Below are 17,966 nucleotides of genomic sequence, written 5' to 3' on the forward strand. Positions count from 1 at the left end.
TGCCGACGCTCACGCTCCCCAACCGACACGCCTTCCGTGCGTGTTCCTGTCTCCATGGCAGGTGCTTTCACCCGTGGCCCCTAACGCAGGTACTCGAAGAGATCATTGGTGATCGTGGCGCGGAACAAGTCGTAGACGGTGTCGTGAAGGACTTCCGCCTCTTCAACGATCCTAGTTGCGTCGAAAGCTGCAGGGGCTTCTCGGAAGATGTCGTAGTCCAGCAAGTAGACGCGCCGGCCGTTGGGGTCGGTGAACATTCCGTGCCGCAACAAACACCTGAGGCCGTTGGTCATGTCCAGTACGACGCGTTGTTCAGTAGCGACGACACCGTTCGTGAAGGCCCCATGAGTAGCTGCTGGGCCGAGTAGTTCTGCCGGAATGAGGCCATCCCAGTTCTCATGGCCTTCGGGCAACGGGATCTGGTTGATGTACCGCAAGCCGAGGCGTCGGGACTGTTGTGGGCCAATGACGGTGTCCACCGCCTTGATGAGTCGCGCAAAGGCGTCTCTGTACGTCTCCCATCCCGGATAGACGTTCATCTCGATCGCTGCGCTATCTGGGTTGAGGGCGACTGCCTGTTGGCCGCCCTTCGCCTTGATCTGCCATGCGGGACGTGCTGGCTGCTGCCCGATTCCGGCCGGACCTACGACACCCGTAATGATCTGATGCGCCTGGAGGTCAGACCATTCGTCGATGCCAAGCATCTTCTGGACGTCTCGCGCATCGCTGCGGACGACATCGCCCACGTCCTCGAAATGGACCTGCAGGGCAGCCAGCGCAATCGGTGCGTGTTGCAGCTTTACATGCGGCTGCTGAGGAAGGGACAACATGCTGGGGCCTCCATTGTGGACACAATGTAGACACTACCCACGCCTCGGGGGCTTGTCAGTCGTGGCGTGATCCGTAGTCGGTTGCTCATGCCCACATGCCGTCGCCGAGTCCCGGACTGATAGCTCGCTGGCTCGAACCGGTAGTCGAGCCTCGATCTGGACGAGGCGTGGACGGCTGAGCGCCCAGTTGTATGTGATTGGCCTTCCGTTGCAGGTCAGCGGTGGTGTGAAAGGAAGATCGCGAGAGGACTGTAAATCTGCCGGCTTCGCCTTCCCAGGTTCGAATCCTGGCGCCGCCACAGGTGTGAAGAGCCCCCGATCTGCGCAAGCGGATCGGGGGCTCTTTCGTGTGGGTTCGCAGGGGTCCGGGTGGGTCAGCCGCCCGCCACCGCCCTCACCGCCTCCGCGACCGGTACGTCGCCGTTGATCAGTTCCAGGGTGCGGCCGGCCGTGGCCGGGGTGTGGAGGAGTTCGGCGAGGGTGGCGGCCACGTCGTCGCGGGTGATCTCGGCGCGGCCGGTCGCGTCGGCCAGGGTGACCAGGCCCGTGCCCGGGTCGTCCGTCAGCCGGCCGGGCCGCAGGATCGTCCAGTCGAGACCCGCGCGGGCGCGTACGTCGGAGTCCGCGGCGCCCTTCGCGCGCAGGTAGGCGGCGAAGACCGGATCGGTGCCCTCCGGGGGCTCGCGGTCGGCGCCCATCGAGGAGACGACGAGGAAGCGGCGTACGCCCGCGGCCTCGGCCGCGTCGGCGAAGAGGGCGGCGGCGCCGCGGTCCACGCTGTCCTTGCGTTCGACGCCGCTGCCCGGCCCGGCACCCGCCGCGAAGACGGCCGCGTCGGCGGCCTGGAGATGCCGCGCGACATCCTCCACCGTCGCCGATTCCAGGTCGCAGATCACCGGTTCGGCCCCGGCGGCCAGCACGGCGCCGGCCTGCTCCGGCCGGCGGATGATGCCCGCGACCTCGTCCCCGCGCCCGGCGAGCAACCGCTCCAGCCGAAGCGCGATCTGACCATGTCCACCTGCGATGACAATGCGCATGATCCCGACCGTACGCCGAAGTGGAGACCGCGTACCGCAGGCCGCGGGCCGTACGGCGGGGCTCGTCACCCGGAGGGCGCGCGCCCCCGCGCACACCCCCTCAGCGCTGTGACTGCCGCGGCAGCTCCAGCGCCACCTCCGCCGCCGAATCGCAGTACTCGCGCACCGCGCTGGTACGCGCCACCACCCGCCCCCGGTGCACCACGATCCGGCTGTAGGCCAGCGAGAGGACCCCGGCGATCCGTTCGCCGCGCACCGCGAGCAGTTCGGCGGGGAAGCCCGCCTCGACGCGTACCTCCGGCAGGCCCAGCGTCGCCCGCGCCGCCGTGCTCACCGTCTCGTAGGCCGCCTCCGGCGTGGCCTCGCCCAGGGAGGCCAGGAGGTAGGCGGCCTCCAGAGGATCGCCGCGGCCCACCGGGTTCGCCACGTCGCGCAGCGCCCCGCTGCCCGCGGCGACCCGTACCCCGGCCGCGCGCAGCAACCGCACCGGCGCCGGCCGGGACACCCGTGAGCCGTGGCGTTCCAGGCCCGTGCAGTCGCCCTGCGGCAGGCAGACGACGGTGACCTCGGCGGCGGCCAGTTGTTCGGCGACCCGGGACGCCACGCTGCGCGGCATCCGCGCCATCCCGGCGCACGGCCCGAGGGCCACCCCCGGCCGCAGCCCGCCGGCCATCGCCGCGAACCGGGCCAGCCGCGCCGGGTCGTCACCGTCGGTGTGCAGGTCCACCGGGCAGCCGTGTTCGCCCGCGACCTCCAGGACCGCCTCTACGTACCCGGCCGGGTCGGGATCGAGGTCCGGGCAGCCGCCGATGACGGAAGCGCCCATCTTGACGGCGTCCCGCAGCATCGCCAGCCCTTCCGCGCCCGCCACACCCGTCAGCACGCGCGGCACCGCCACCGCCGCCAGGTCGGCGAGCCCGCGCAGCGACCGGCGCGCCTGGAGGACGGCCGCCAGCGAGCGCAGGCCCTGGACGTCGCCGATCCGGACGTGGCTGCGCGAGGCGGTGGCGCCGTGCCCGAGCTGGAGCAGCGCGGCCTCCGTCGTACGCCGCTGGACGTCCTCGGGGGAGCCGGAGGCCGGGCCGTCGGAGTCCGCAGTCAGGGCGGTGTCGCAGTGCGCGTGCGGTTCGGCGGGGGCGGGGAGCAGGAGGTAGCCGGCGAGGTCGACGCGGGAGCCCTGCCGGGGGAGGCTGCCGGCCGTCCCCACGGCCTCGATGCGCCCGCCGCCCAGCCGTACGTCCACGGTGCGGCCGTCGACCAGCCGGGCGCCGCACAGCACCAGCGCGCCGGCGTCCGGACCGGTGCGACGGCCGGCGCCGCCGGGCTGTCCCGGCTTTCGCGGCTGGCCCGGCTGTGGCTGCGGCTGCGGCGAACTGCTGTCGGACATCGCGCTCCTCGAAAGCCCGGGCGTGCAAGATCACGCAGCGTTGGTCCGAGGGTAGGGGGCCGTTGGGAGAGCTTCGCGGAGGCGCGGAAAAGTCGTACCGGTGTGGTGCGCGGGGCGCTTGGGACGTGGCCCGGATACGGATTTCACCTTTGGCTGCGGGCCGTGTAATGTCTTCATCGCTCGCCCCAATAGCTCAGTCGGCAGAGCGTCTCCATGGTAAGGAGAAGGTCTACGGTTCGATTCCGTATTGGGGCTCTGGTGTGTGAGAACCTCGCCTTCGGGCGAGGGACTCCTGCATCACAGCGGTGTAGCTCAGTCGGTAGAGCAAGCGGCTCATAATCGCTGTGTCACCGGTTCAAGTCCGGTCACCGCTACTGACAGTAGCCGATTGTGGGGTCGGTCCTCCGATCGGCTACTCTTCTATGCGTTCGCCCGTCCATCCGTCCGTCAAGGAGCACTCACGTGGCTGCCACAGACGTCCGCCCGAAGATCACGCTGGCCTGCGTGGAGTGCAAGGAGCGGAACTACATCACCAAGAAGAACCGGCGTAACGACCCGGACCGTCTTGAGATGAAGAAGCACTGCCCCCGTTGCAACTCGCACACCGCGCACCGCGAGACGCGATAACACAGGCTCGTTCGTGAGGCCGTCCCCATTTGTTGGGGGCGGCCTCACGGCGTTCTCACCACATCAGTACAGGGAGGTTGCGAGCCCATGGCGCTCGACCAGTCTTTTGTCGGACGTACGTACCCGCCCACCGACCCGTACGAGGTCGGTCGGGAAAAGATCCGCGAATTCGCCGAGGCCATCGGCGACCCCAACCCCGCGTACACCGACACCGAGGCGGCCAAGGCTCTCGGTCACCCCGACGTGATCGCCCCGCCGACTTTTGTGTTCGCCATCACTTTCAAGGCCGCGGGAGACGTCGTCAAAGACCCCCAACTGGGTCTGGACTTCGCCCGGGTGGTGCACGGCGATCAGAAATTCACCTATACCCGCCCGGTGCGCAGCGGCGACCGACTGACCGTCACCTCCACCATCGAGGGCCTCAAGTCCATGGCGGGCAACGACATCATCGACATCCGCGGTGAGGTGCACGACGAAGCGGGCGACCACGTCGTGACCGCCGTCACCAAGCTCGTGGCGCGCGCCGCCGGCGCCAAGGAGGCCTGAGATGACCGCGAAGATCTCCTACGACGACGTCGAGGTCGGCACCGAGCTCCCGGCCCAGAGCTTCCCCGTCAGCCGCGAGATACTCGTCCGGTACGCCGGCGCCTCCGGCGACTTCAACCCGATCCACTGGAACGAGAAGTTCGCCAAAGAGGTCGGCCTGCCCGACGTCATCGCGCACGGCATGTTCACCATGGCCGAGGCGATCCGCGTCGTCACCGACTGGGTCGGCGACCCGGGCGCCGTCGCCGAGTACGGCGTGCGCTTCACCAAGCCCGTCATAGTGCCCAACGACGACACCGGCGCGCTGATCGAGGTCAGCGCGAAGGTCGCCGCCAAGCTGGACGACGACGCCCGCACCGTCCGCGTCGACCTCCTGGCGATGAGCGCCGGCCAGAAGGTGCTGGGCATGTCCCGCGCCGTCGTCCGCCTCGCCTGACCACGCGCTCCGGGGGCGGTCGGCGAAGCCTGCCGGGCCGCCCCCGTATCGTGGGGCGGGTGCAGGAACTCCACGACGCCCCCCTCGCCCCGCTGACCACCTTCCGGCTCGGCGGCCCCGCGACCCGCCTCGTCACGGCCACCACCGACGAGGAAGTGATCGCCGCCGTCCGCGCGGCCGACGACACCGGCACCCCGCTGCTGATCATCGGCGGCGGCAGCAACCTCGTCATCGGCGACAAGGGCTTCGAGGGGACCGCGCTGCGCATCGCCACCCGCGGGTACACCCTGGACGGCACGTCCCTGACGCTGGCCGCCGGCGAGAACTGGTCCGACGCGGTGGCCCGCACGGTCGAGGCCGGACTGGCCGGCATCGAATGCCTCGCCGGCATCCCCGGCTCCGCGGGCGCCACCCCGATCCAGAACGTCGGCGCCTACGGCCAGGAAGTCTCCGCCACCCTCACCGAGGTCGTCGCCTACGACCGCCGCGCCGGCGAGTGCGTCACCCTCCCCAACGCCGACTGCGGCTTCGCCTACCGCCACAGCCGCTTCAAGCAGGACCCCGAGCGGTTCGTCGTGCTGCGGGTGCGCTTCGAGCTCGAAGACGCCGGCGGCCTCTCCGCGCCGTTGAAGTACCCCGAGACCGCCCGCGCCCTCGGCGTCGAGGCCGGTGACCGGGTCCCGGCCGCGGCCGCCCGCACGGCCGTCCTCGCGCTGCGCGCCGGCAAGGGCATGGTGCTGGACGCCGAGGACCACGACACCTGGTCGGCCGGCTCCTTCTTCACCAACCCCGTCCTCACCGAGGCCGAGCACGCCGCCTTCGTCAAGCGCGTCCACGACCGCCTCGGCCCCGACACCACCCCGCCCGCCTTCCCCGCGGGTGACGGCCGGATCAAGACCTCCGCGGCCTGGCTCATCGACCGGGCCGGCTTCACCAAGGGCTACGGCAACGGCCCGGCCCGCATCTCCACCAAGCACACCCTGGCCCTCACCAACCGCGGCTCGGCCACCACCGAGGACCTCCTCGCGCTCGCCCGGGAGGTCCGCGACGGCGTCCACGCCGCCTTCGGCGTCACGCTCGTCAACGAGCCGGTGACGGTCGGCGTCAGCCTCTAGGAGGCGCCCGCCGGCCCGTCGGCCGCCAGCCAGGCGTCCACGCCCGCCAGAAGCCGCTCCCGCTCGTCCCGCGGCGCCCGCGAGCCGTGGATCGACTGGCGGGCCAGCTCGGCCAGCTCGGCGTCGGAGAAGCCGTGGGCGGTACGGGCGATCTCGTACTGCGCGGCCAGCCGGGCGCCGAACAGCAGCGGATCGTCCGCGCCCAGCGCCATCGGCACACCCGCCTCGAACAGCGTCCGCAGCGGCACGTCCTCCTGCTTCTCGTACACCCCCAACGCCACATTCGACGACGGGCACACCTCGCAGGTCACCCCGCGCTCCGCCAGTCGGCGCAGCAGCGCGGGGTCCTCCGCCGCCCGTACGCCGTGCCCGACCCGGCCCGCGTGCAGATCGTCCAGGCAGTCCCGCACGCTCGCCGGCCCCGACAGCTCCCCGCCGTGCGGCGCGGCCAGCAGGCCGCCCTCCCGGGCGATGGCGAAGGCGCGGTCGAAGTCCCGCGCGAAACCCCGGCGTTCGTCGTTGGACAGGCCGAAACCGATGACGCCCTGGTCGGCGTAGCGCACCGCCAGCCGCGCCAGCGTCCGGGCGTCCAGAGGGTGCTTCATACGGTTCGCCGCGACCAGGACGCGGATGCCCAGACCGGTATCGCGCGAGGCGGCGCGGACCGCGTCGAGGATGATCTCCAGCGCCGGGATCAGCCCGCCCAGGCGCGGTGCGTACGAGGTCGGGTCGACCTGGATCTCCAGCCAGCCGGACCCGTCCCGGACGTCCTCCTCGGCGGCCTCGCGCACCAGCCGGTGAATGTCCTCCGGGGAGCGCAGACACGAGCGGGCGATGTCGTACAGCCGCTGGAAACGGAACCAGCCGCGCTCGTCCGTGGCCCGCAACCGGGGTGGCTCACCCCCCTGGAGCGCCTCCGGGAGGTGCACGCCGTACTTGTCGGCGAGCTCCAGCAGGGTCGTAGCCCGCATCGAACCGGTGAAATGCAGGTGCAGGTGGGCCTTCGGCAGCCGGCGCACCTCACGAAAGCTCTCCATCCGGAGATCTTGCCGCACCCACCCGCCGCGCCGGTAGGCCCTTTCTCCAAGGGGTGTCCGCCGGAACACGCGAGCGGGCCCCGGAACACGTTCCGGGGCCCGCTCGCGCAAAGGTCCTGCCCGTCACCCGGCAGGGCGGTTGTCCGGCCGCTACTTGGCTTCCGCCAGCAGCTTCTGGAGCCGCGAGACACCCTCGGTCAGGTCCTCGTCGCCGAGCGCGTAGGAAAGCCGCAGGTAGCCGGGGGTACCGAAGGCCTCACCCGGGACGACCGCGACCTCGGCCTCCTCCAGGATCAGCTCGGCCAGCTCGACACTGGTCTGCGGACGCTTGCCGCGGATCTCCTTGCCCAGCAGCTCCTTCACCGACGGGTAGGCGTAGAAGGCGCCCTCCGGCTCCGGGCACAGCACGCCGTCGATCTCGTTCAGCATCCGCACGATCGTGCGCCGGCGCCGGTCGAAGGCGGTCTTCATCTCCTCAACGGCGCTCAGGTCACCCGAGACCGCCGCGATCGCCGCCACCTGCGCGACGTTGGAGACGTTGGAGGTGGCGTGCGACTGGAGGTTCGCGGCGGCCTTGATGACGTCCTTGGGCCCGATCGCCCACCCGACGCGCCAACCGGTCATCGCGTACGTCTTGGCCACACCGTTGACGACGATGCACTTGTCGCGCAGCTCGGGCACCACGACCGGCAGGGAGGTGAACTGAGCGTCTCCGTAGACCAGGTGCTCGTAGATCTCGTCGGTGAGCACCCACAGGCCGTGCTCGGCGGCCCAGCGGCCGACGGCCTCGACCTGCTCGCGGCTGTAGACCGCGCCGGTCGGGTTCGACGGCGAGACGAACAGCAGCACCTTGGTGCGCTCCGTCCGCGCCGCCTCAAGCTGCTCCACCGTCACGCGGTAGCCGGTGGTCTCGTCCGCGACCACGTCGACCGGCACGCCCCCCGCGAGGCGGATCGACTCGGGGTAGGTGGTCCAGTACGGCGCCGGGACGATGACCTCGTCGCCCGGGTCGAGGATGGCCGCGAACGCCTCGTAGATGGCCTGCTTGCCGCCGTTGGTCACCAGGACGTTGGCGGCCTCGATCTCGTAACCGGAGTCGCGCAGCGTCTTGGCGACGATCGCGGACTTCAGCTCGGGCAGGCCGCCGGCCGGGGTGTAGCGGTGGTACTTCGGGTTGCGGCAGGCCTCGACGGCCGCCTCGACGATGTAGTCGGGCGTGGGGAAGTCGGGCTCACCGGCGCCGAAGCCGATCACCGGGCGCCCGGCGGCCTTGAGGGCCTTGGCCTTGGCGTCGACGGCGAGGGTCGCGGACTCGGAGATCGAGCCGACGCGGGCCGACACCCGGCGGTCGGCGGGGGACGATGCAGAAGGAGTAGCAGCGCTCATACATGCATCGTCGCAGACCGGCGACCGGCCCGGCACACGGGTTTGCGGGCACCACCCGCGACGTTTCTGTTCGACGCCCGGCTGAGAAGCACGTACACTCGCTGACCGTTGGCTCCCAACAGGTCGCCGCGCCGCACGCACGTAGTGCAGTCGGTCGCATGCGGTAGGTTGGGGGAACCACAAAGGGTCGTAGCTCAATTGGTAGAGCACTGGTCTCCAAAACCAGCGGTTGGGGGTTCAAGTCCCTCCGGCCCTGCTACACGCACTTCTTCACCACAGTGCGTGCACGCGTACGTATGAAATGCACCGCCGTGCGGCTCAACCGGGCGCGGCACGGCCACGACCCGGATTCAGGTGAGGACGAGTGACGGACGCCCTGGGCTCCATCGACATGCCTGAGCGCGGTCGTTCCGAGGACGAAACCGCGGAATCCCAGAAGAAGCCCCGCCGTGGCGGCAAGCGCGGCAAGAAGGGCCCCTTCGCGCGTCTCGCGCTCTTCTACCGCCAGGTTGTGGCGGAACTCCGCAAGGTTGTCTGGCCGACGCGCAACCAGTTGTCGACGTACACCAGTGTGGTGATCGTCTTCGTTGTCATCATCATCGGTCTCGTAACCGTGATTGACTTGGGAATCAACCGAGTCGTCGGGTACGTCTTCGGCTGACCCCGCGGAGGCGGCGCCTCAGCGGGCGCCCCTTCGCATGTTCAACCCCTTGAAGCAAGGAAGAAGCAGCCACGTGTCTGACCCGAACCTGAACGACGCCGCCGAGCCCGTCGCGGCTGCAGAGGCCGACGTTGACGAGGCCGTCTCGGCCGAGGTCGAGGGCGACGACACCGCTCTGGAGATCGTCGAGAACGCTGACGGTGCCGACGAGATCGACGCCGAGGACGCTGCTGCCGGCGAGCCCGCCGAAGAGGCCGCGGTGACCGACGAGGCTCCCGGCGAGACCGTCGAGGAGTCCGACGAAGCCGCCGAGGCCGAGGACGAGTCCGCGGAGCCCGAGGAGGAGCAGGAGCCGGTCGACCCGGTGGCCGCCCTCCGCGACGAGCTGCGCACCCTCCCCGGTGAGTGGTACGTCATCCACACCTACGCGGGTTACGAGAACCGCGTGAAGACCAACCTCGAACAGCGTGCCGTCTCGCTGAACGTCGAGGACTACATCTTCCAGGCCGAGGTGCCGCAGGAAGAGGTCGCTCAGATCAAGAACGGCGAGCGCCGTACCGTCCGCCAGAACAAGCTCCCGGGCTACGTGCTGGTGCGGATGGACCTGACGAACGAGTCCTGGGGCGTCGTCCGCAACACCCCGGGTGTCACCGGCTTCGTCGGTAACGCCTACGACCCCTACCCGCTGACGCTGGACGAGATCGTCAAGATGCTCGCCCCGGAGGCCGAGGCGAAGGCCGCCAAGGAGGCCGCCGCGGCCGAGGGCAAGCCGGCGCCGTCGCGCAAGCTGGAGGTCCAGGTGCTGGACTTCGAGGTGGGCGACTCCGTCACCGTCACCGACGGCCCGTTCGCGACGCTCCAGGCCACGATCAACGAGATCAACGCCGACTCGAAGAAGGTCAAGGGCCTCGTCGAGATCTTCGGCCGCGAGACCCCGGTCGAGCTCAGCTTCGACCAGATCCAGAAGAACTAGCGTCTTCCGGACCACCAGCCACCGACCAGGTCAGACGGGCTTCACGGCCCGTCTGACCTGCTCGGTTTTTGGCCGCGCGACTATACCCGTTATCGTTGTGCGGTATGCCTCCATCCGGATGACCGGATTGAGGGGCGAAACAACTCTCACTAGGACCCGGAGAGAGCATGCCTCCCAAGAAGAAGAAGGTCACGGGGCTTATCAAGCTCCAGATCCAGGCCGGCGCCGCCAACCCGGCTCCGCCGGTCGGCCCCGCGCTGGGCCAGCACGGCGTCAACATCATGGAGTTCTGCAAGGCCTACAACGCCGCGACCGAGTCGCAGCGTGGCATGGTCGTGCCGGTGGAGATCACGGTCTACGAAGACCGTTCCTTCACCTTCGTCACGAAGACTCCGCCGGCCGCGAAGCTCATCCTGAAGGCCGCGGGCGTGGAGAAGGGCTCCGGCGAGCCGCACAAGACCAAGGTCGCCAAGATCACCGGCGCCCAGGTCCGCGAGATCGCCACGACGAAGATGCCCGACCTGAACGCGAACGACCTGGACGCCGCGTCGAAGATCATCGCCGGCACCGCGCGTTCCATGGGCATCACGGTCGAGGGCTGACCGTCACCTCGTAGCCCGTGGCGGTAGCCGTACCTCGGCGCCGTTCCGTGGCAGGGCCAGGCGCTGGCCCGCACCACGACTCCATCTCCCTCACTCAGGAGCAGCAGTGAAGCGCAGCAAGACTCTTCGCAACGCGGACGCGAAGATCGACCGGGAGCGCGTGTACGCCCCGCTCGAGGCCGTCCGTATCGCCAAGGACACCTCGTCCGTCAAGTTCGACGCGACCGTCGAGGTCGCCATGCGTCTGGGTGTCGACCCGCGCAAGGCCGACCAGATGGTCCGTGGCACCGTGAACCTTCCGCACGGCACCGGTAAGACCGCCCGGGTCCTGGTCTTCGCGACCGGTGACCGTGCTGCGGCCGCGGAAGCCGCCGGCGCCGACATCGTCGGCTCCGACGAACTGATCGACGAGGTCTCCAAGGGCCGTCTGGACTTCGACGCCGTCGTCGCCACCCCGGACCTCATGGGCAAGGTCGGCCGTCTCGGCCGCGTGCTCGGTCCGCGTGGTCTGATGCCGAACCCGAAGACCGGCACCGTCACCCCGGATGTCGCCAAGGCTGTCACCGACATCAAGGGCGGCAAGATCGAGTTCCGCGTGGACAAGCACGCGAACCTCCACTTCATCATCGGCAAGGTCTCCTTCGACGAGACCAAGCTGGTGGAGAACTACGCCGCGGCGCTGGAAGAGATCAACCGTCTCAAGCCGTCCGCCGCCAAGGGCCGCTACATCAAGAAGGCGACCCTCACCACCACGATGGGCCCCGGCATTCCGCTGGACGCCAACCGCACCCGCAACCTCCTCGTCGAGGACGAGGCCGTCTGATCTCCTTGATCGACGCCTCGTAGCGCGCGACAGTCACCGTCGGGCCCCGCTCTCCCAAGGGAGGGCGGGGCCCGACGCGTTCGCTGTCGGTGCCCTGCATTACAGTCGCCCCCGAGTCCATGAAGAAGATCTAAAAAGGGGGAGCCTCAGGTGCGTAGCACGCGTATCACCGCCGCCGTGGCGGGAGTTGTCATGTTGGTGGGCGGTCTCAGCGCCTGTAACGACAACGGTGGCAAGGCGGCCGGCAGCGGCGGCGGTGCGGGAAGCGACGCGGCGGGACAGAAGCAGTCTCCGCTGCAGACCGCCCTGGCCTCCCTGCGGACCGCCTCGCAGCAGACGAACGGCAAGCAGTCCGCGAAGATCGACGGCTCGGTCAAGAACGGCCCGAGCCAGCAGACCATGAAGGGTGCCCTGGACTGGTCCCAGGGCATGCACATGGACGTCGACATCACGCAGTCCGCCGGTTCCGGCAAGCCGATGAAGGCGCTGTACACCCCGGACGCGATGTACATGAATCTGGGCGCGGCCGGCATGCCGGTGGGCGGCAAGCCGTGGGTGAAGTACGACTACGAGGTCATGGCCAAGAAGATGGGCCCGGCCGGCGCCCTGATGAAGGACATGATGCAGAACAACAACCCGAGCCGTTCGGTGGACCTGCTGGTCGCCTCCGGGAAGGTCGAGGCAGCCGGCAAGGAGGACGTCCGCGGCGTCTCGGCGACGCACTACACCGGCACCCTCGCGGTGTCCGAGCTGGCCCGCATGCAGTCCAAGAACGTCAGCGAGTCGGACCTCAAGGCGCTGGAGAAGCAGCTCAAGCGGTCGGGTGCGAAGACCGAGACGATCGACCTGTGGATCAGCGCGGACAACCTGCTCGTCAAGAAGCGTGAGCAGATGGACACCAAGACCGGCGGGTACGACTCGACGGTGTTCTACTCGGACTACGGCACCAAGGTCACGGTGACCCCGCCGCCCGCGAGCGAGACGACGGACTACAAGTAAGCGGTAGCAGGGGAGCGGGGGCGTCGCGGATGCCCCCGCTCAGCCGATTTGCCTGATGGCGGGCCGGTCCCGTACCGTATCCAAGAAGCCAAAGACCGCTGGTTGTCTCCGCGCGTCCGATCTCGGGCGTGTGGTGGCCGAAGGATCCGCTAGCTGCGGACGGCCTGCGCAGGTGTATGTGGAAGAAACTCCCGGACGTATTCATGTCCGGTCGAGTGATGCCCCGTGCGCTTGCGCCGGGGCGTTTGTTTTGCCCAGCCCCTTCTGCGCGGTCCTCATCACCCGGAAGGAGGCCGAGGCTCATGGCGAGGCCCGACAAGGTCGCAGCCGTCGAGGAGATCACGGACAAGTTCCGCAACTCCAACGCTGCTGTAGTGACCGCGTACACCGGTCTTACCGTTGCGCAGCTCAAGGAGCTGCGTCGTTCGCTCGGTGAGAACGCTCAGTACCGTGTGGTGAAGAACACGCTGACCAAGATTGCGGCCACTGAGGCCGGGATCACGCTGGACGAGCACCTCAAGGGCTCGACCGCAGTCGCCTTCGTGACCGGAGACCCGGTCATGGCGGCGAAGGGTCTTCGTGACTTCGCCAAGGAGAACCCCTCCCTCGTCATCAAGGGCGGTGTCCTTGACGGCAAGGCGCTGTCCGCCGACGAGATCAAGAAGCTTGCGGACCTCGAGTCCCGCGAGGTTCTGCTCGCCAAGCTGGCGGGTGGCATGAAGGCGTCCATGGCCAAGGCCGCGGCGACCTTCCAGGCCCCGCTCACGAAGTTCGCCCGCACCGCGGACGCGCTTCGCAGCAAGGTCGAGCAGGGCGGTGCCGGTACGCCGGCTCCCGCCGAGGCTGCCGAGTAATCACGCACACGCCCCTCGGGGCGCGTGACTCTCCGCAGTCCAGCGGGCCCGTACGCCCGCCATTCATGTACATCCGGCACCAGCCGAATTAGTGGAAGGACCGCCACCATGGCGAAGCTCAGCCAGGAAGACCTGCTCGCGCAGTTCGAGGGCATGACCCTCATCGAGCTCTCCGAGTTCGTGAAGGCGTTCGAGGACAAGTTCGACGTCGAGGCCGCCGCCCCGGTCGCCGTTGCCGCCGCCGGTGCCCCGGGCGCCCCGGCCGAGGCCGCCGAGGAGCAGGACGAGTTCGACGTCGTCCTCACCGGCGCCGGCGACAAGAAGATCCAGGTCATCAAGGTCGTGCGTGAGCTGACCTCCCTGGGCCTGAAGGAGGCCAAGGACCTCGTCGACGGCACCCCGAAGCCCGTCCTCGAGAAGGTCGACAAGGCCGCCGCGGACAAGGCCGCCGAGGCCCTCAAGGGCGCCGGCGCCTCCGTCGAGGTCAAGTGACCTCACTGAGTCTCCGACTCACGCTCTGAGCGCCTCCAGGCGCCTCGGGGCACAGCGAAGGGCGATCACCCATGCGGGTGGTCGCCCTTCGGCGCTCTCCGCCGCTGCTGCGTTGTCCCCGGCCGGCGTGCGAGTATGGTGATCTTCGTTGCCCGGACGCGCCCCATGTGACGATTTCCCAGAGGTGGGGGGCCTTGACGAACCGGACGCGGCGCGCAATTCTCGGGACGCGACGCAGAAGCGATCCAGGGTCCGAGGCATGGATCGCCGACGAAGAGGGAAGCATCGGTGTGCGCCACTGGCGCAGGGCTTTCGGCAGGCGCAGGGCATTGGGCGAAGACAGCAGCAGTGAGAAGACAGCGGCAATGAGGGGCTCCTCCAGCACGGAGGGCGTGGCCTTCCGGAGGGAGAAGATCGGTATCACGGTGCTGAACCGGTCTTCCGGAACCTCGCTCTGGACATCAGTGTGCCAAGTGGCTACACTGACCCTTTGCGCTGCCTGTTAGCTGCTCCCTGCCCGTCACCAGGGGCATACCCGAGCCCGAGCATATTGGATGAACCGCCCTGACCTGGGCTTTCCCTCCGTCTGCTCGATTCGGGACCGGTACGCGCGTAGTGAGTCCGAGCCCTCGGAAGGACCCCCTCTTGGCCGCCTCGCGCAACGCCTCGACTGCCAATACGAACAACGGCGACAGCACCGCCCCGCTGCGCATCTCTTTTGCGAAGATCAAGGAGCCCCTCGGGGTTCCGAACCTCCTTGCGCTGCAGACCGAAAGCTTCGACTGGCTGCTCGGCAATGCCGCATGGAAGGGTCGCGTCGAGGCTGCGCTGGAGAGTGGGCAGGAAGTCCCCACCAAGTCCGGTCTCGAAGAGATCTTTGAAGAGATCTCCCCGATCGAAGACTTCTCCGGGTCGATGTCGCTGACGTTCCGCGACCACCGCTTCGAGCCCCCGAAGAACTCCATCGACGAGTGCAAGGAGCGCGACTTCACGTACGCGGCTCCGCTCTTCGTCACCGCCGAGTTCACCAACAACGAGACCGGCGAGATCAAGTCCCAGACGGTCTTCATGGGCGACTTCCCGCTCATGACGAACAAGGGAACCTTCTGCATCAACGGCACCGAGCGTGTCGTCGTCTCGCAGTTGGTCCGCTCGCCGGGCGTCTACTTCGACAGCTCCATCGACAAGACGTCCGACAAGGACATCTTCTCGGCCAAGGTCATCCCGTCCCGCGGTGCCTGGCTGGAGCTGGAGATCGACAAGCGCGACATGGTCGGTGTCCGCATCGACCGCAAGCGCAAGCAGTCCGTCACCGTCCTGCTCAAGGCTCTCGGGTGGACCACCGAGCAGATCCTGGAGGAGTTCGGCGAGTACGAGTCGATGCGCGCCACCCTGGAGAAGGACCACACCCAGGGCCAGGACGACGCGCTGCTCGACATCTACCGCAAGCTGCGTCCGGGCGAGCCGCCGACCCGCGAGGCCGCGCAGACGCTGCTCGAGAACCTCTACTTCAACCCCAAGCGCTACGACCTCGCCAAGGTCGGCCGCTACAAGGTCAACAAGAAGCTCGGTGGCGACGAGCCGCTCGACGCCGGTGTGCTGACCACCGATGACGTCATCGCGACGATCAAGTACCTGGTCAAGCTGCACGCCGGCGAGACCGAGACGATCGGTGAGTCGGGCCGGACGATCGTCGTCGAGACCGACGACATCGACCACTTCGGCAACCGTCGTCTGCGCAACGTCGGCGAGCTCATCCAGAACCAGGTCCGCACGGGTCTGGCTCGTATGGAGCGCGTCGTGCGCGAGCGCATGACCACGCAGGACGTCGAGGCGATCACGCCGCAGACCCTGATCAACATCCGGCCGGTCGTCGCCTCCATCAAGGAGTTCTTCGGCACCAGCCAGTTGTCCCAGTTCATGGACCAGACCAACCCGCTGTCGGGTCTGACCCACAAGCGCCGCCTGTCGGCGCTGGGCCCGGGTGGTCTCTCCCGTGAGCGGGCCGGCCTGGACGTCCGTGACGTGCACCCCTCGCACTACGGCCGCATGTGCCCGATCGAGACCCCTGAGGGTCCCAACATCGGTCTGATCGGCTCGCTGGCCTCCTACGGCCGGGTCAACGTCTTCGGCTTCATCGAGACGCCCTACCGCAAGGTCGTCGACGGCCAGGTCACCGAGGAGGTGGACTACCTCACCGCCGATGAGGAGGACCGCTTCCTGATCGCGCAGGCCAACGCGCCGCTGACCGAGGACATGCGGTTCGCCGAGCAGCGTGTGCTGGTCCGCCGCCGCGGCGGCGAGGTCGACCTCGTCACGGTCGAAGAAGTCGACTACATGGACGTCTCGCCGCGCCAGATGGTGTCGGCCGCGACCGCCATGATCCCCTTCCTCGAGCACGACGACGCCAACCGCGCGCTCATGGGATCGAACATGATGCGCCAGGCCGTTCCGCTGATCAAGGCGGAGTCCCCGCTGGTCGGCACCGGCATGGAGTACCGCTGCGCGGTCGACGCCGGTGACGTCATCAAGGCCGAGAAGGACGGTGTGGTCCAGGAGGTCTCCGCGGACTACATCACCGTCGCCAACGACGACGGCACGTACACCACGTACCGCGTCGCGAAGTTCACCCGCTCCAACCAGGGCACCTCCTTCAACCAGAAGGTCGTCGTGGACGAGGGCGCGCGGGTCATCGAGGGCCAGGTCCTCGCCGACGGTCCGTCCACGGACGAAGGCGAGATGGCGCTCGGCAAGAACCTGCTCGTGGCGTTCATGCCGTGGGAGGGCCACAACTACGAGGACGCGATCATCCTGTCGCAGCGCCTCGTGCAGGACGACGTCCTCTCCTCGATCCACATCGAGGAGCACGAGGTCGACGCCCGTGACACCAAGCTCGGCCCGGAGGAGATCACCCGGGACATCCCGAACGTCTCCGAAGAGGTCCTCTCCGACCTCGACGAGCGCGGCATCATCCGGATCGGTGCCGAGGTCGTCGCCGGCGACATCCTCGTCGGCAAGGTCACGCCCAAGGGTGAGACCGAGCTGACCCCCGAGGAGCGCCTGCTCCGCGCGATCTTCGGTGAGAAGGCGCGCGAGGTGCGCGACACCTCGCTGAAGGTGCCGCACGGTGAGATCGGCAAGGTCATCGGCGTCCGCGTCTTCGACCGCGAAGAGGGCGACGAGCTTCCCCCGGGCGTGAACCAGTTGGTCCGCGTCTACGTCGCCCAGAAGCGCAAGATCACCGACGGTGACAAGCTCGCCGGCCGTCACGGCAACAAGGGCGTCATCTCGAAGATCCTGCCGGTCGAGGACATGCCGTTCCTGGAGGACGGCACCCCGGTCGACATCATCCTCAACCCGCTGGGTGTCCCGTCCCGAATGAACCCGGGTCAGGTCCTGGAGATCCACCTCGGCTGGCTCGCCAGCCAGGGCTGGAAGGTCGAGGGTGTCGAGGAGGAGTGGAAGAAGCGCCTCCACGCCATCGGTGCCGACGAGGTCGCCCCCGGCTCCAACGTCGCCACCCCGGTGTTCGACGGTGCGCGCGAGGACGAGATCTCCGGTCTCTTCGAGTCGACGATCCCGAACCGCGACGGCGAGCGCATGGTGAAGGGCTCCGGCAAGGCGCGGCTGTTCGACGGCCGCTCCGGTGAGCCGTTCCCCGAGCCGATCTCCATCGGCTACATGTACATCCTCAAGCTCCACCACCTGGTCGACGACAAGCTCCACGCGCGTTCGACCGGTCCGTACTCGATGATCACCCAGCAGCCGCTGGGTGGTAAGGCCCAGTTCGGTGGCCAGCGCTTCGGTGAGATGGAGGTGTGGGCGCTGGAGGCATACGGCGCCGCGTACGCCCTCCAGGAACTGCTGACGATCAAGTCCGACGACGTGACCGGCCGCGTGAAGGTCTACGAGGCCATCGTCAAGGGCGAGAACATTCCCGAGCCCGGCATCCCCGAGTCCTTCAAGGTGCTCATCAAGGAGATGCAGTCCCTGTGCCTCAACGTGGAGGTGCTGTCCTCGGACGGCATGTCCATCGAGATGCGTGACACCGACGAGGATGTCTTCCGCGCCGCGGAAGAGCTCGGTATCGACCTGTCCCGGCGCGAGCCGAGCAGCGTCGAAGAGGTCTGACGGGTCTGGCCGGGGCCTTGTAATCCAAGG

General features: G+C 68.4%; 17 protein-coding genes and 3 tRNA genes. 15 read left to right on the forward strand and 5 right to left on the reverse strand.

Features of this window, described 5'->3' with window-relative positions; translation table 11 throughout:
• Positions 1-80: 80 nt before the first annotated feature.
• The 3 genes from ACZ45Z_RS28210 to ACZ45Z_RS28220 form a co-directional block, all read right to left on the reverse strand.
• Positions 81-830: a TIGR04255 family protein gene (locus tag ACZ45Z_RS28210; RefSeq protein WP_468368088.1), complete on the reverse strand. Its 750-nt coding sequence runs from the start codon at positions 828-830 to the stop codon at positions 81-83.
• A gap of 374 nt (positions 831-1,204) precedes the next feature.
• A complete protein-coding gene (locus ACZ45Z_RS28215; protein WP_468368091.1) occupies positions 1,205-1,867 on the reverse strand; it encodes an NAD(P)H-binding protein in 663 nt (220 codons plus the stop codon).
• A gap of 100 nt (positions 1,868-1,967) precedes the next feature.
• Positions 1,968-3,254 (reverse strand): amidohydrolase family protein, encoded by a 1,287-nt coding sequence (locus ACZ45Z_RS28220; protein ID WP_468368094.1) that lies wholly within the window; start codon positions 3,252-3,254, stop codon positions 1,968-1,970.
• A 182-nt stretch (positions 3,255-3,436) separates the two neighbouring features.
• On the opposite strand from ACZ45Z_RS28220, the gene ACZ45Z_RS28225 reads away from it, so the two are divergent.
• From ACZ45Z_RS28225 to ACZ45Z_RS28250, 6 genes are all read left to right on the forward strand, one after another.
• Positions 3,437-3,509: transfer RNA gene (locus ACZ45Z_RS28225), tRNA-Thr, on the forward strand.
• Positions 3,510-3,555: 46 nt separating this feature from the next.
• Positions 3,556-3,628 (forward strand) — tRNA-Met (locus ACZ45Z_RS28230).
• 88 nt (positions 3,629-3,716) lie between these two features.
• Complete coding sequence (rpmG, locus tag ACZ45Z_RS28235; protein WP_006604855.1) at positions 3,717-3,881, forward strand: 50S ribosomal protein L33; 165 nt, start codon at positions 3,717-3,719, stop codon at positions 3,879-3,881.
• Positions 3,882-3,968: 87 nt separating this feature from the next.
• Complete coding sequence (locus tag ACZ45Z_RS28240) at positions 3,969-4,427, forward strand: FAS1-like dehydratase domain-containing protein (RefSeq protein WP_468368098.1); 459 nt, start codon at positions 3,969-3,971, stop codon at positions 4,425-4,427.
• 1 nt (position 4,428) lies between these two features.
• On the forward strand, positions 4,429-4,863 hold the full coding sequence (locus tag ACZ45Z_RS28245; protein ID WP_468368101.1) for a MaoC family dehydratase: 435 nt from the start codon (positions 4,429-4,431) through the stop codon (positions 4,861-4,863).
• A 59-nt stretch (positions 4,864-4,922) separates the two neighbouring features.
• A complete protein-coding gene (locus ACZ45Z_RS28250) occupies positions 4,923-5,978 on the forward strand; it encodes a UDP-N-acetylmuramate dehydrogenase (RefSeq protein WP_468368104.1) in 1,056 nt (351 codons plus the stop codon).
• Here the strand turns inward: ACZ45Z_RS28250 and ACZ45Z_RS28255 are convergent.
• Positions 5,975-7,015, reverse strand: coding sequence for an adenosine deaminase (locus ACZ45Z_RS28255; protein ID WP_468368107.1), 1,041 nt, complete (start codon positions 7,013-7,015; stop codon positions 5,975-5,977). The two genes, ACZ45Z_RS28250 and ACZ45Z_RS28255, sit on opposite strands and share 4 nt — an antisense overlap.
• A gap of 150 nt (positions 7,016-7,165) precedes the next feature.
• A complete protein-coding gene (locus ACZ45Z_RS28260) occupies positions 7,166-8,401 on the reverse strand; it encodes a pyridoxal phosphate-dependent aminotransferase (protein WP_468368110.1) in 1,236 nt (411 codons plus the stop codon).
• Between the two features lie 183 nt (positions 8,402-8,584).
• On the opposite strand from ACZ45Z_RS28260, the gene ACZ45Z_RS28265 reads away from it, so the two are divergent.
• The 9 genes from ACZ45Z_RS28265 to rpoB all read left to right on the forward strand — a co-directional run bounded on the left by ACZ45Z_RS28265 (position 8,585) and on the right by rpoB (position 17,936).
• Positions 8,585-8,657 (forward strand) — tRNA-Trp (locus tag ACZ45Z_RS28265).
• 108 nt (positions 8,658-8,765) lie between these two features.
• Positions 8,766-9,062 (forward strand): preprotein translocase subunit SecE, encoded by a 297-nt coding sequence (gene secE, locus ACZ45Z_RS28270; protein WP_136741286.1) that lies wholly within the window; start codon positions 8,766-8,768, stop codon positions 9,060-9,062.
• A 73-nt stretch (positions 9,063-9,135) separates the two neighbouring features.
• Positions 9,136-10,035: a transcription termination/antitermination protein NusG gene (gene nusG, locus ACZ45Z_RS28275; protein ID WP_468368113.1), complete on the forward strand. Its 900-nt coding sequence runs from the start codon at positions 9,136-9,138 to the stop codon at positions 10,033-10,035.
• A gap of 167 nt (positions 10,036-10,202) precedes the next feature.
• Positions 10,203-10,637: a 50S ribosomal protein L11 gene (gene rplK, locus ACZ45Z_RS28280; protein WP_468368116.1), complete on the forward strand. Its 435-nt coding sequence runs from the start codon at positions 10,203-10,205 to the stop codon at positions 10,635-10,637.
• A 106-nt stretch (positions 10,638-10,743) separates the two neighbouring features.
• A complete protein-coding gene (gene rplA, locus ACZ45Z_RS28285) occupies positions 10,744-11,460 on the forward strand; it encodes a 50S ribosomal protein L1 (RefSeq protein WP_468368119.1) in 717 nt (238 codons plus the stop codon).
• A gap of 150 nt (positions 11,461-11,610) precedes the next feature.
• Positions 11,611-12,459, forward strand: a complete 849-nt coding sequence (locus ACZ45Z_RS28290) for an SCO4651 family lipoprotein (RefSeq protein WP_468368122.1) — start codon at positions 11,611-11,613, stop codon at positions 12,457-12,459.
• Positions 12,460-12,761: 302 nt separating this feature from the next.
• Positions 12,762-13,313, forward strand: a complete 552-nt coding sequence (gene rplJ, locus ACZ45Z_RS28295; RefSeq protein WP_468368125.1) for a 50S ribosomal protein L10 — start codon at positions 12,762-12,764, stop codon at positions 13,311-13,313.
• 108 nt (positions 13,314-13,421) lie between these two features.
• Entirely contained in the window at positions 13,422-13,805 is a 384-nt protein-coding gene (gene rplL, locus ACZ45Z_RS28300) for a 50S ribosomal protein L7/L12 (RefSeq protein ID WP_468368128.1), read from the forward strand.
• A gap of 645 nt (positions 13,806-14,450) precedes the next feature.
• Positions 14,451-17,936, forward strand: a complete 3,486-nt coding sequence (rpoB, locus tag ACZ45Z_RS28305; RefSeq protein ID WP_468368130.1) for a DNA-directed RNA polymerase subunit beta — start codon at positions 14,451-14,453, stop codon at positions 17,934-17,936.
• Positions 17,937-17,966: the final 30 nt, after the last annotated feature.

It is taken from the genome of Streptomyces sp. NPDC031210 (genome assembly GCF_055570395.1).

Excerpts from the sequence above, each read along its gene's own strand:
- ACZ45Z_RS28240 (WP_468368098.1), top strand. The coding sequence starts at position 3,969 with ATGGCGCTCGACCAGTCTTTTGTCGGACGTACGTACCCGCCCACCGAC.
- rplJ (WP_468368125.1), top strand. The coding sequence starts at position 12,762 with ATGGCGAGGCCCGACAAGGTCGCAGCCGTCGAGGAGATCACGGACAAG.
- ACZ45Z_RS28210 (WP_468368088.1), bottom strand. The coding sequence starts at position 830 with ATGTTGTCCCTTCCTCAGCAGCCGCATGTAAAGCTGCAACACGCACCG.
- ACZ45Z_RS28255 (WP_468368107.1), bottom strand. The coding sequence starts at position 7,015 with ATGGAGAGCTTTCGTGAGGTGCGCCGGCTGCCGAAGGCCCACCTGCAC.
- ACZ45Z_RS28245 (WP_468368101.1), top strand. The coding sequence starts at position 4,429 with ATGACCGCGAAGATCTCCTACGACGACGTCGAGGTCGGCACCGAGCTC.
- rplK (WP_468368116.1), top strand. The coding sequence starts at position 10,203 with ATGCCTCCCAAGAAGAAGAAGGTCACGGGGCTTATCAAGCTCCAGATC.
- ACZ45Z_RS28260 (WP_468368110.1), bottom strand. The coding sequence starts at position 8,401 with ATGAGCGCTGCTACTCCTTCTGCATCGTCCCCCGCCGACCGCCGGGTG.
- rplL (WP_468368128.1), top strand. The coding sequence starts at position 13,422 with ATGGCGAAGCTCAGCCAGGAAGACCTGCTCGCGCAGTTCGAGGGCATG.
- ACZ45Z_RS28220 (WP_468368094.1), bottom strand. The coding sequence starts at position 3,254 with ATGTCCGACAGCAGTTCGCCGCAGCCGCAGCCACAGCCGGGCCAGCCG.
- ACZ45Z_RS28215 (WP_468368091.1), bottom strand. The coding sequence starts at position 1,867 with ATGCGCATTGTCATCGCAGGTGGACATGGTCAGATCGCGCTTCGGCTG.